A 12,160-nucleotide genomic window follows, 5' to 3' on the forward strand; every position below is an offset into this window, starting at 1 on the left:
AATCAATTTTGCTTTAAGGATTCTTTTGGAAGATGAAGAACAATTTCTGTAAAAGCGTCAGCTTGGCTATTGATGCTCATATAATACCCCTTACCATAGTGTAAGCGTAAGCGTTGATCGACATTTTTTAGTCCCACACCTCCACGCTCTAATAGGTGTTGGCTATTTGCTTCTGCGTCAAAAGACATTCCTTGGCCATTATCCCAAACAGAAATGAGTAAGTGTTCTTGATCTTCAGAAAGACTAACACGAATGATACCGATACGGTCCACCTCTTTGATGCCATGATAAATGGCGTTTTCAACTAAGGGCTGTAACACTAATTTTGGAATGACCATATCTTGATAATCTTCTAAACCATTAATCTCATAGGTTAATTTGTCTCCATAGCGTTGTTTTTGAATAAAAAGATACTGTGCAACATGATCTAGTTCATCTTGCAGGCGAATCAGCTCATTGCCTTGATTGAGTGCTAATCGAAAATATTTGGCTAAGGACTTGGTTACCTCTACCACGCGCTTACTGTCATTAAACTCTGCCATCCAAATAATGGTGTCTAAGGTGTTATACAAAAAATGGGGATTGATTTGACTGGCCAAGGCCTGCAAGCGGTATTGCCCAATAGCCTTTTCTTGATCAGCTACTGAAATCATCAAGCTGTCGATTTGATCCAACATGGCATTAAACTGTCTTGCTAAAGAAACTAATTCTTGTGACCCTTCTTCTTTGGCTCTCAAGTGACAATCACCTTCTTGTATGGCTAAGATAACTGACTGAAATTGTTTGAGAGGATTGAGCCACATTCTTAAAACCAGCATACTTCCTAAGCCACAGATAATGGCAGCCAAACACCCGGTCACTAAAAAGGACCATAAAATCTGATTTTGCACGCGATGAAGTTGGTCTAGCGAGGCTACACCCACTAAGGTCCAGTGACTATCCGGAATCACTCGTTGATAAATGTAAGAGGACTTATCAGTTGCATAGCCATTTTTTATAGCCAAGTAAGGCTTCATAGCCGCCATTTCACGACTAGAACTATAGACTCTTTTTTTAGGATGATAAACAAACTCATGGTTGTCATTAACAATAAAAGCAAATCCCTTATTGCCAAGATGTAATTGGTCTAAAGACGATTTAAGCGTATTGTAACCAATATCCAAGCGCAAGACTCCCAAGTTTCCTCCAGTTTCATCAACAATCTCCTGAGTGACCGAAACCACCCAATCTTTTTTGGAATGAAAGGACAATTGCCGAGCTGGCGTTAAAACTGGCATGGCTTTTTGATCAATAGCTGATTGATACCATGGCTCTGCCATCATATCATGAGAGGTCTTCATGTTGAGTTTGGGGTTTGTCGTAATCATACGGCCATCTTTGGTCACAAGAACAGCTGTCACTAAATCCGAATTGGTCGCCAAAACTGTCTGCATTAATTGTAAAACGTTAGGGTCCTGCGGTCTTTGTGTTTCTTTAGCAAATGCTCTCAAGTCAGGATGATTGGCTAAAGCTGATGTTGTTTCTTTCAACGGTTTGATATAAGCGTCAATAAATTGAGAACTTTGACTGATGCTCTGTCGGGTATCCCTCTCAATTAATTGCCTAATATTACGAGCACTGGTTTGATAATACAAAAGTCCCAAAGTTGTTGTTAACACAATCACAATGAGAAAAAAATAAGTCAGTAATTGAACCAGAAGTGGGTAGCGTTTCATTGATTGATTCCTTTTTTAAACTGGCGAGGGGTGACGCCTACTAATTGTTTAAAGCGTTGTGAAAAATAGTTAATGTCTTCAAATCCAACCTGCTCAGCAATTTCGTAGACTTTTAAATCTGTCGTTAATAAGAGAAGCTTTGCTTTCTTGAGACGCTCTTGAACCAGATAATCTTGGAAGGGCATACCCAACTCCTTTTTAACCAAGACACTGAAATAACTGGGGCTAAAACCTAACTGACTCGCCAGACTTTTGAGGGTAAGCCCAGAATGTCCTAAGTGCTCCTGGATAGCCTGAGCGATATCAGAAGCCTCACTTTCAGAATGGTCAATCAAGCTTTGAAGGACCTTATTTTTATTAGAAATCTCCAGTTTTGTCTTAACCTTTGCCAAGATGTCTTCAACATCTGATTTAGAAAAAGGCTTTAAGAGATAGTCATCTGCTCCCAACTTAAGAGCGGAAAGGGCATAATTAAAATCATCATATCCGGTTAAAAAAACAAGGTGGGTCTGTGGAGAGTGAGCCTTAATCAATTCTGCTAATTGGATACCATTTAACTTAGGCATATTGATATCTGTTAAGACAATGTCAAAAGGACTAGCCTGAAAAAGTTCCCAAGCTATCTGACCATTTTCAGCTTCTTCTACCCTATCAATCTCAAACTGAGCAAAATCAATTAATGACCGAATTCCCTGTCTGACACGGTATTCATCTTCTACAATCAAAAGTGAGTACACATTTTTCTCCTTAACATCCCAATTATCTGGACAAATCTTCTCCAATCACAATCAGACCAGTTGCTATAAGACAAGACAACTGATCTGATTTTTCTTATTCTATTATAGCAAAGAATGGCTTGAAAACTCTAGTCAACTGATGATAAGAGGTAACCATATCCTTTTTCTACCATTTTGTCTTTAGGAATGAAACTAATTGACAAACTATTAATACAGTAGCGTAGGCCACCTTCTTCTTTTGGACCGTCTGTGAAGACATGCCCTAAATGAGAATTTCCAGAGCGACTACGTACCTCAGTACGAGTCATGTTGAAACTATGATCTTTTTTGTAGCGTAAGACGTCTGGACTGATAGGACGACTAAAGCTAGGCCAGCCACATCCTGATTCAAATTTATCTTTTGATGAGAAGAGAGGCTCAACAGTAACCACATCCACATAAATCCCCTTGTCAAAAGAGTCCCAATAGCGATTTGAGAAGGCTCTTTCGGTTTCATTTTTTTGAGTCACTCGGTACTCATCCTTGCTTAATTTCTTTTTGATGACTTCCTGACTTGGTTTAGGGTATTTGGCTTGGTCGATAACTGGATAAGTGGCCTCGTTGACATTGATATGACAATAGCCATTTGGGTTTTTCTTTAAGTAATCTTGATGATATTCCTCAGCCTTGACAAAGTTTTTAAGGGGCTCTTTTTCCACCACAATCTCTTTGTCATAATCCTTGGCTTTCTCCTTAAAGACCTGATCAATGACTGCCAAATCAGCCTTGTCAGTGTAATAAACACCAGTTCGATACTGACTTCCCTTGTCATTACCTTGCTTGTTACGACTAGTTGGGTCAATAATTCTAAAATAATGAAGGAGAATGTCTCTGAGACTAACCCGATTGGCATCATAAGTCACATGTACCGCTTCGGCATGACCTGTTTGGGAAATGAGATAATAAGAGGTTGTCTCACCTCGACCATTGGCATAGCCAGAGACCACATCAATAACACCATCTACTTGAGAAAAATACTCTTCCACTCCCCAGAAACAGCCACCTGCTAAATAAATGTCTTTAGGGATGACTGGTAAATCAGATTTATGACTTGATGTGACTTTTGATTTTTTAGCCGGTAATTTGGGTTGCCCAGATCCAAAACCATTAGCATAGCCCTTTTGAAAAATCATGAAAGCACCTCCTAATATGAGTAGGAAAGCAGACAATATTAGCATCCATTTCCATTTGTTTTCCATAAATGAGACTCCTTTCCTTAATTAATCTCCTTGAGATTCTTTTCAATATCAGCTTTTTTAGCATAGCCGATATGTTTTTTAGCAACATTGCCTTTACTATCAATAAAGAGTTCCGTTGGGTATGAGCGTACCCCATAGGCTTGAATCAACTTGCCTTCTGGGTCCAGAAGGACTGGTAGTTGTTTGAAATCTGTCCCAGAAAACCATTTTTTGAAGTCTTCTTCTGATTTTTCCCCTTGATGACCTGGTGAAACCACTGTAATCACCTCATAATCTTTATCTGACATTTCTGCCAACTTTTGAGTGTCATCAAGCGTGGATAAGCAGATAGAGCACCAAGATGCCCAAAATTTAAGGTAGACTTTTTTCCCTTTAAAATCCGCTAAACGGTAGGTCTTACCATTGATATCCTTTAGCTCAAAGTCGACTGCTTTGCCTTGATTAGGCATCTCCTTAGTATCTGACATCTTCTTGTCTGTCATCATTTTAGAATCCTTTTGAGCCATGCTGGTTTGATTCTTTGTCATATCATTGTTTGTCATCTTATCTTTAGCAGAACAAGCTGTTAAGAGAGCTAAGCAAGCCATTCCTGCTGCTACCATTTTTCCTTTTGCCATTGTTATTCTCCTTCTATCCAAATAGATTAACTAAGTTATTGAGTTGTCCAGTCATTAATAGTAGACCCATGACTATAATTAAGGCACCGCCAAGTTTTTTCAATAACAACATGTGTGGTTTAAGCTTATTAAATTGTTTTAACATGATTCCAGAAGCAAAAGACAAGAGCAAAAATGGAATCCCTAAACCTAGGGTATAAACAATCATCAATAAGCCACCTTGCCAAGCACCACTGCCTCCAGAAGCCACCAAAGCTAAAACAGAACTCAAAACAGGTCCAACGCAAGGTGTCCATCCAAAACTAAAGGTAATGCCGAGTAAGAATGCGTTCACTATTGCATTGCGTTCTTTTTTATTTTGGAACTGGAAGGACTTTTGAAACTGAAGTTTTTTGATCGTAATCAGTTCCATTTGGTGAATCCCCAAAAGGATGACAATAGCACCTAATAAGTAACGGAACCAAGCGGCATAAAGGATATTTCCTAAAAAGCCAGCGCCATAGCCTAAAATGACAAAAATAGTCGATAAACCAAGTATAAAGGCAAGCGTCTTTACAACACCATACCAATAGATTTTTTTACCAAAAATGGTTACCGTCCTTGAATCGTCAGAGTCCAATAGGATACCAAGGTAAACAGGTAGTACCGGAAAAATACAAGGTGAGAAAAATGATAAGACTCCCGCTGCAAAAACAGAGAAGACAAAAATAAAACTTACTTCCATGGTGAACTCCTTTCTTAAGTTACTATCATTTTACCGAATCTCTTGAGAGGAAACCATAGAAAATCACATGAAAAAACTTGAATTTGATATGATTTCTCCTAAACATTTATCCGATTGCTAATATTTTCAAAACAAAAAAGCATACCGCAGTATACTTTTTTAGTCTGAATCAGCTGTTTTAAATTTTTTATTGCCTTTATGCACATAGATATACATGATTAACATGATAATAGTAGCTACCAAAGCCGTTACTAAAGCAATCCAAAGCCAAACGAGATCAACCTTAGCAAAAGGAAGCTTAACGTTCATACCATAAAAGCTAGTGACCATAGCTATGATTGAAATCCCAATGGAAAAAATCGTCAAACTGGTCACATTGTTATTGAGGTTATTACTTAGAACGTTATTATAAGAGGAGGAAATTTCCTTCAAGACACGTGCATTTAAGTCACACATATTAGATAACTGGCGCGCCTCAATAATAGCATCTTGCAACTGCTCTGACTCTTCTTCTGATAAGTCTTTTTGACTGAGAAACTCATTTAACTCAGATAGCATCTGTGCATTCTGCTTGGATGCCATCAAGATATAAACAGTCCCACTTTGCAGATTGGCTAGGCTTTCAAGGTTTGTTTTATTGGCTTTTTGTCGTAAAGATTGGATGAGCTGATCTCTTTGGATGGCAATTTCTTCCATTAAGGGCACATACTGCTTAGCAAAAGACGTTAAAAGTTGAAAGACCACATGTTTTGGGGAATGGTCCTGGTCCAGATCATCAAATAATTCCTCTATCAAGGATAAGCCCTGCTGGGTTCCTAAGATGTACAAATCACCTTGACCTAAAAAGAGGGTTATGGGCAAAACCCGAGGAATATGATTAGGATGATAGGCTTTATTTTGTTGTTCCAATATTTGATAAACAACCGTCAATCTTCCTTGATTTTCTTCCATAAAAGAGGTTTCGTTTTTATCTCTGGCATAGTCAAAAATTTCAGCATCTATGGTGCTACCACCTACTAATTCTTTTTCTTCTGCCTTGGATAAACGATCTAAGTTAATTAATGTGATTTTCCCACGATAGTCAATTGCCGGTGTCATAAGAGTCCTCCTCACCAGAACTAATCTTGCCTTCATTATGACTTAAAAAAAGGAAAATAACAAGCCCTTCGACTCCTATTTTCCTAAGTTAATACTATTTATTTTCAGTATGGCCAAAAAATCATTTTCCCCAGCTCTGATAAAGGTTTTCAATAGCCCTTATGCCTTCTAAAGTCATTTCTTTAGTCATCATAGGGACTAGTCAATCGTCCTTCAAGAATCATTTGACTGATGTGATAAGCCTCTGCTTCAAAGTCACTAGCCATAGTAGCTTCAATCACTTGATGGCTACCATCTGATTTCATCAATCTTGCATGAGTCGTTTTCCAAAAGTTAGGAATAATAAGATGACCATTTGTACCATAAATCACTAGCTCATGAGCTAATTTAAGATGTGTGGTTAAAAAGATATCTGCCAAAATGCCATTTGAAAGTTCTAAAACTAGCTTAGATTGGCTATCACTTTGCCCTTAATCTGACTAATAGAGGTGTTAAAAATAAAGGGCAAATAAGACAAGACATAAGGTGCCATAAAATGAACCGTGCCACCTCCAAGTACTAATTCTCTAAACCAAGTCACATGGTCAATATTGGGGTAAGCTGTCGTTGATGAAACAGAAACGATGTCACCTAAGTCTCCTGAAGTAAGCAAGTTCTTGATAACTCCTGTCATGGGGATAAAAACTGATTTTTGCGCCTCCATTAAAAAGAGGTCTTTTTCTTCAGCTAGCTGAAAGAGATGCTCAGCCTGTGCAGAAGTTAAAGTGAAAGGCTTTTCAACCACCACATGCTTTCCTGCTAAAAGAGAGGCTTTAGCAGCCTCATAGTGGTCACTATTGATACTAGCAACATAAATCGCATCAATGTCGTCATCTAAAAGCATGTCTGTTAAAGAACCAAATGCCTTTGGCAAACCATGAGCCTTAGCAAAAGACTGTGCCCTAGCTAAAGAACGACTAAACACAGCGACAACCTCACCGTTGCCAGCAAGGCGCACCCCTTCAATAAAGCGTGGCGCCACCTGCGCCGTCGACACAATCCCGAACCTGACCTTAGACATCACATTCTCCTTAAACCTTGATAAGGTTATTATAGCATATGGAAGACAAAAAGAAATTTATGAAACAACCCCCGCGTATGCGGGTAAAATCACTTGAGTTTGGACACAGAACGGAAAACGGTGGGGATCACCCCCGCGTGTGCGGGTAAAACACTAAAAGATCCCTATGAAACCGCTACTTTTGATTGATTTTTGCAATAAATTTATTCACTTTGGTAGATAGCTGATAAATTAATCGAGAATCAAGAAGAGCTCTATGAGGAACAGCTTCGTTTATTTTGTAAGCTTTCAATACTGTCTGAAGTTTGTAGTCATCTAAGAATAATTTTTCTTTTTTGACATACTTGATTAAATCATATGCTTCATTTTCTAATAGAGGGTAGCCTAACTTTTTTAATTCATTATTGATAAATTTAATATCAAATCCAATTCCATAACCTACAAGCTTTAGATCTCCAATAAACTCTAAAAATTCCTGAAGTACCATTTGAATCTCTTTACCCTGTTGCTTCAAAAGTTCTTGGTTTATACCTGTTAAAGTAACTATGTTTTTAGGTAAAACTTTATTGTATTTTACCAAATAATGAAACTCTTCTATTTCTGAATCATTAACCTTAATAGCACCAATTTCTATAATCGAATGTTCGTTTTCATCCAGACCATCGGTCTCAATGTCCATGACAACATAAGGAACAGTCGTTTGAACACCAACTTGTGAATAGCTCGTTTTATACCGTTTTATTTTTCTAAATTTAGTAGCATTACTAAATCCCAAATTTTCTGCTTTTCTAGCATTCTGAGATAAGTTAGGAAGCAAAACTAAAGGAATACCATCGTAATCAATAGCCTGTCTCTGAGCATTAATCGTATCAAATTGATAACCAATCTCATTCCTATAGGCAAAACTAATGGTGGCTTCTCCATGGCCTACAGTATTCTGTACCCTGTTCCACAATTGTTCTCGAATCTTAATATTGAAATTGCCAACATAAACACCTGTCGCAATCTCTTGCATCCATTTAGTCAAATCCCCTCTTAAAGAAGGCGGAGCATTCTTTACTGTTATAACCGTTAAAGGCATCTTAAGATTCCTCCTTATAACTCACTCCGTACTTGACCAATTTTTCTTTATCATCCCATGAAGCCAACATATCTATGACCAATTCCTCTGATTCTTCAACTTCTAAAAGATATTGAAGGTCTTTGACAATTTGGGATATCAGCTTGCCATCAACAAAACAGTCTCTCACTTTAAGCCTTGTTATTCTCCCAATATCATCTTCTAAAGTGCTGTTTGCTGCAATTTCAAATGCAATTGGGATCGTCGTTTCCGCTTTATATAAATCTGCTACATCATAGACAAATGATAAATCATGACCAGTGTGAACAAAACCCAGACCAGGAGAAATCCCTAGTGCTACGATAACACTGTGCACTAAACCATACAAAGCAACATTAGCAGCAGATAAAGCTTGATTGACTGGTGTTCCATCCTCAAAGTTTTCAGGATTATAATCTCGTTTCGTCCAAGGAATATCGTGCTTTTTAGCTTGTAGACGATAGACTTTCCGGATCCTTGCACCCTCTCTACCACGTAACTGTTGCATCGTCAATTCTGATACATCCTCATTTGGAAATCTCATCTGATACATCTTCCGAGCCACTTGCAAGCGTAAGCGCGAATTAGATACTAATTTAGCTTGCTTTTCGAGAATCAGTTCCTGGACCAAATAAAAGAACACCAATCATAGCGGCTGGAGTTCTAACAATCCCCCTACTGTCAGCAACGGTAATTGCACTGTCGGTTCGATTGATCTTGGCGTGCTCAACGTAGATAAAGCTGACCCTATCACTTATTTTAGGAAGTTCTTTTAAAGAAGTTTTTTTGGCACCACATTTTTCCTTCATTTTTGGTCACCTAAAGGAATAACCGTCATCATACCAAATCCATAAGCTTTCTTTTTGCCAATTCCTTCAATTAATGTTCGTCTAAAAAGATCAGCATCGTTTACAGTTAAAATCCCTTCATAAACAACTTTAATAAGCTTAATAGGATGTGATGTCCCCTTATTAAAAACTTCGTAGCCTTTTTCAACAATTGAAAAGTCATCTTCCTTCAATAAAAAGCCATTTTTCAAAGACCTATCTCGCAAGTACTTCAGTTGGTGCTCAACAGTCGTATGGGGTTTCATAACCCCTCTTTTATGATAGCCATCTCTTGAGGCTAGTGAGATGACTGGGTTGAGTACCACACGAAATCCCATTCGCTTCCCTTTTTTTATGGAACTCAGCAAAGCATCATAAGACTTTGTTTGAGCACTATCTTTTACACCATACTTTTCAAGCAACCTTAAATCAGGTTTTTCTGAACTAATCACAATTAAATAATAACTACCTTGTAATTGATCAATACGCCATAGCTTTCTTGTATGTATCTTTTGCTCAAGCTCTTTTGGAAAACTTTGCTCTACCCAACCATGATATGACTCAATATTCCTCAGATCCCTAATTTTCTGTCTATTATTCTTATCAATCTCTACTCTTGAAATATACATGCTGATCAGTCTCCTATACTGCCAAAAACGTCATGTCGCGTCTCAGTCCCTTGAGCCATGGGATTTGATACATTAACAAGATCTCGTACTTCGTACCGAAAGCCAAACTTCCTTGATTTTTGTGAGAAGGACCGAACTCTATCCTGCCTTAATCGATAGGATTCTTTATTTATCAAATAGCTATCAGCAGACATTTCCAAAGTCAGACTAGTCTCATTAGAATGCTGTCTCATAAACCATTCAGAAGCCTGCCATTCCAATCGCTTCAGACTCTCTAGCGCACTATCAGCTGTTATTTCCAAAATAAAATCAGCATTCAAAGGCAGACTCCTTCGTCCCATAAAAGGTTGAAAATAAGGTTGTCTCAATGCTTCTTCGATAGTTGATATCAGCCCTGCATCTTCATGTGAAATGGCTACAATAAAAATAGCATCTTCTAAATAGTAGCGATTAGTCACATAAGTTCTTTCAAACTCACCATTATGTTTATACTTTTTCGCAGTATGATAATCTCTTAGTAAATTTCCATTTTGATCAATCCGTACAGCAAAATCTAGTTCATTCAATCGTCTTAGTTTATCATCCTCATCTCTGCGGTAACCAAGACTAGCAGCAATTAGTCCAATCACTGCGCTTTTTGAAGGATAACAATCGGTCTGCCTGGTTTCAAAATGTGAACTAGTTCCCCATGATTGTAGAGGACCAGCCAACTTTAATAAAATGGTTCTCATTTTATTCACCTACTCTTGAATTAAATGTGACAATTCTTGATAAAAATCATTTAACAGTTCCGAAATAGAGTTCTTTTCGATGCCTCCAGTGCTCTTTAGTGCCTCCACATCTTCCAAAGCAACATAAAAAGTCAGCACTGGCTCATTAACAAATTTCTCTACCTTGATAAATTCACTTGATAATTTTTCAATAGACTTTCTTACATAACCTTCACTTGATTTTATCGGTTTCTCAAAGGCACTAACCAAGCTAATTGCCCGATCATTTCTCAATGTCACCACTAAAGCCTGTGGCAACGTTTGATTGGCAAATGAAGTCACCTTTCCTGTCGGGAGAGACTTAGCAAAAGCTTCAATAAATAAATTTAAAGTATTAACGAGATTTTCCCTATCCTTCAACTGTTCCAATAATTCATGAACAGCTACATTAGCATAACGGTATAGGGTCGAGGAATTAAATTCAATTGTTCCCAACATTCCTGCTCCTGCATTATCTTCAGGCGCTAAATCATCTACTGCTGTATAGAAATCGAACTCTGTTTGCACAGCGTGTGTAGAAAGGGCATGGGCAACCTGCGAGGAAGCATCTTCATTTAAAGACGGATCATCTGCCACCATTCGACCAAATAAAGCTATATCAATAGCCACATTAGAGTTTAGGATGTCATGTAATACTTTCTTGTCCGTAACATTATCAATTGCTGCTTGAGCCAAGTTCCTAGCTTGAACGCTACTTAAAAAGAACAAGGCTTTTGCCTTAAAATCTTTAGTCTTGACACCTGCTCCATTGAGAACCTTGTCAGCTTTGTTTAAAGCATCCTCAGCAGAGATTGACTTATCTAGTTCAATAATCTTATCAGCAACGTATTTTACAATATCCTTTGTTCTAACACCGACATCGCTTTGTTGTTTGTTGCCTGAAAAATATCTTCGCATCGCTCTCTTCCAGGATTGTGAGCTAACTCTAGCACGTCTGACACCGCCATACTGAGCAGTTTTGGGACTTCCTGTATCATCTCGGTTAATATTTGATGGGGAAAGTGTTTGAATAGCGTGAATATCTAAAAATAGGTGTTGATTATTTGGCAGCGTCTTTTTCTCCTTTAACATTGCGTTTATAGTATTCTCTCGCCCAAGACAAGCGAACTCTTTCCTGATAGTCTCTTAAAAACCAATACAAATCCTCTGATAGCTTGGCGTAATCCACCTTTGTTTCAGGTGATTTTGTTTTTAGTAAACTGATAAGATGTCTTAAATGATAAACCAATTCTTCAAAGCTTGATGCCGTTATCATAACATTGAATCGTCGATCTATTGCTGTTGTATCCTCACCTTGACGCAGTTGCTTTAATGAATAGCCGATATTCTGATACTTATCCTCTCTATTAATCAGTACACTATGAGATTGGCTCTGCTGATGTAAGGCATAAAGCTGAAGTGTGGTCAAAATAGCTTGCTCTTCATTGCTAGGCTGACCATTGCGTCCTAAAAATTCCTCTGGTAAATCCTTAAACAAAACAGACCATATCACCACTGTCTCACTAATTGGCTTTCCAATAGATTGACGTAATCTAGCTAGCAATGCTTTTCCTGAGGAGGTATCTTTTTGCTTGCTTAGCTTTATTAGAATTTTTCTCGTTACCTCAGAAACACTCACTTTCTTTTGTTTTGTCATCTGGTCCCTC

Annotated in this window: 11 protein-coding genes and 2 pseudogenes; all 13 read right to left on the bottom strand. The window is 38.0% G+C overall.

Features of this window, described 5'->3' with window-relative positions; all coding sequences use genetic code 11:
* Positions 1-2 precede the first annotated feature (2 nt).
* A complete protein-coding gene (locus STRIC_RS02875) occupies positions 3-1,715 on the bottom strand; it encodes a cache domain-containing sensor histidine kinase (protein WP_008087897.1) in 1,713 nt (570 codons plus the stop codon).
* A complete protein-coding gene (locus STRIC_RS02880) occupies positions 1,712-2,452 on the bottom strand; it encodes a response regulator transcription factor (protein WP_008087949.1) in 741 nt (246 codons plus the stop codon). Before STRIC_RS02880 ends, STRIC_RS02875 begins: the two co-directional genes overlap by 4 nt.
* Before the next feature lie 128 nt (positions 2,453-2,580).
* Positions 2,581-3,690, bottom strand: a complete 1,110-nt coding sequence (gene msrB / locus STRIC_RS02885) for a peptide-methionine (R)-S-oxide reductase MsrB (RefSeq protein ID WP_040831890.1) — start codon at positions 3,688-3,690, stop codon at positions 2,581-2,583.
* Positions 3,691-3,707: 17 nt separating this feature from the next.
* Positions 3,708-4,307, bottom strand: coding sequence for a TlpA disulfide reductase family protein (locus STRIC_RS02890; RefSeq protein WP_008087977.1), 600 nt, complete (start codon positions 4,305-4,307; stop codon positions 3,708-3,710).
* Between the two features lie 13 nt (positions 4,308-4,320).
* Positions 4,321-5,031, bottom strand: a complete 711-nt coding sequence (gene ccdA2, locus STRIC_RS02895; RefSeq protein ID WP_008087857.1) for a thiol-disulfide oxidoreductase-associated membrane protein CcdA2 — start codon at positions 5,029-5,031, stop codon at positions 4,321-4,323.
* 159 nt (positions 5,032-5,190) lie between these two features.
* Entirely contained in the window at positions 5,191-6,129 is a 939-nt protein-coding gene (locus tag STRIC_RS02900; protein ID WP_008087987.1) for a magnesium transporter CorA family protein, read from the bottom strand.
* A gap of 121 nt (positions 6,130-6,250) precedes the next feature.
* Positions 6,251-7,189: pseudogene (locus STRIC_RS02905) on the bottom strand (Gfo/Idh/MocA family protein).
* Positions 7,190-7,364: 175 nt separating this feature from the next.
* On the bottom strand, positions 7,365-8,270 hold the full coding sequence (gene cas2e, locus STRIC_RS02910) for a type I-E CRISPR-associated endoribonuclease Cas2e (RefSeq protein ID WP_008087938.1): 906 nt from the start codon (positions 8,268-8,270) through the stop codon (positions 7,365-7,367).
* A 1-nt stretch (position 8,271) separates the two neighbouring features.
* Positions 8,272-9,097: pseudogene (gene cas1e / locus STRIC_RS02915) on the bottom strand (type I-E CRISPR-associated endonuclease Cas1e).
* Positions 9,094-9,744, bottom strand: coding sequence for a type I-E CRISPR-associated protein Cas6/Cse3/CasE (cas6e, locus tag STRIC_RS02920; RefSeq protein ID WP_008087967.1), 651 nt, complete (start codon positions 9,742-9,744; stop codon positions 9,094-9,096). Before cas6e ends, cas1e begins: the two are co-directional and overlap by 4 nt.
* Before the next feature lie 5 nt (positions 9,745-9,749).
* Positions 9,750-10,475, bottom strand: coding sequence for a type I-E CRISPR-associated protein Cas5/CasD (cas5e, locus tag STRIC_RS02925; RefSeq protein WP_008087956.1), 726 nt, complete (start codon positions 10,473-10,475; stop codon positions 9,750-9,752).
* Positions 10,476-10,484: 9 nt separating this feature from the next.
* Positions 10,485-11,585: a type I-E CRISPR-associated protein Cas7/Cse4/CasC gene (cas7e, locus tag STRIC_RS02930; RefSeq protein WP_008087838.1), complete on the bottom strand. Its 1,101-nt coding sequence runs from the start codon at positions 11,583-11,585 to the stop codon at positions 10,485-10,487.
* Positions 11,554-12,150 carry a type I-E CRISPR-associated protein Cse2/CasB gene (gene casB, locus STRIC_RS02935; protein WP_008087921.1) on the bottom strand — a complete coding sequence of 199 codons (597 nt, stop codon included), beginning with the start codon at positions 12,148-12,150 and terminating at the stop codon, positions 11,554-11,556. Before casB ends, cas7e begins: the two co-directional genes overlap by 32 nt.
* Positions 12,151-12,160: the final 10 nt, after the last annotated feature.

This window comes from Streptococcus ictaluri 707-05, assembly GCF_000188015.2.
GTDB classification, from domain to species: domain Bacteria; phylum Bacillota; class Bacilli; order Lactobacillales; family Streptococcaceae; genus Streptococcus; species Streptococcus ictaluri.

Coding starts and splice junctions, on each gene's coding strand:
- STRIC_RS02875 (WP_008087897.1), bottom strand. CDS start 1,715: ATGAAACGCTACCCACTTCTGGTTCAATTACTGACTTATTTTTTTCTC.
- msrB (WP_040831890.1), bottom strand. CDS start 3,690: ATGGAAAACAAATGGAAATGGATGCTAATATTGTCTGCTTTCCTACTC.
- STRIC_RS02890 (WP_008087977.1), bottom strand. CDS start 4,307: ATGGCAAAAGGAAAAATGGTAGCAGCAGGAATGGCTTGCTTAGCTCTC.
- ccdA2 (WP_008087857.1), bottom strand. CDS start 5,031: ATGGAAGTAAGTTTTATTTTTGTCTTCTCTGTTTTTGCAGCGGGAGTC.
- STRIC_RS02900 (WP_008087987.1), bottom strand. CDS start 6,129: ATGACACCGGCAATTGACTATCGTGGGAAAATCACATTAATTAACTTA.
- cas2e (WP_008087938.1), bottom strand. CDS start 8,270: ATGCCTTTAACGGTTATAACAGTAAAGAATGCTCCGCCTTCTTTAAGA.
- cas6e (WP_008087967.1), bottom strand. CDS start 9,744: ATGTATATTTCAAGAGTAGAGATTGATAAGAATAATAGACAGAAAATT.
- cas5e (WP_008087956.1), bottom strand. CDS start 10,475: ATGAGAACCATTTTATTAAAGTTGGCTGGTCCTCTACAATCATGGGGA.
- cas7e (WP_008087838.1), bottom strand. CDS start 11,585: ATGTTAAAGGAGAAAAAGACGCTGCCAAATAATCAACACCTATTTTTA.
- casB (WP_008087921.1), bottom strand. CDS start 12,150: ATGACAAAACAAAAGAAAGTGAGTGTTTCTGAGGTAACGAGAAAAATT.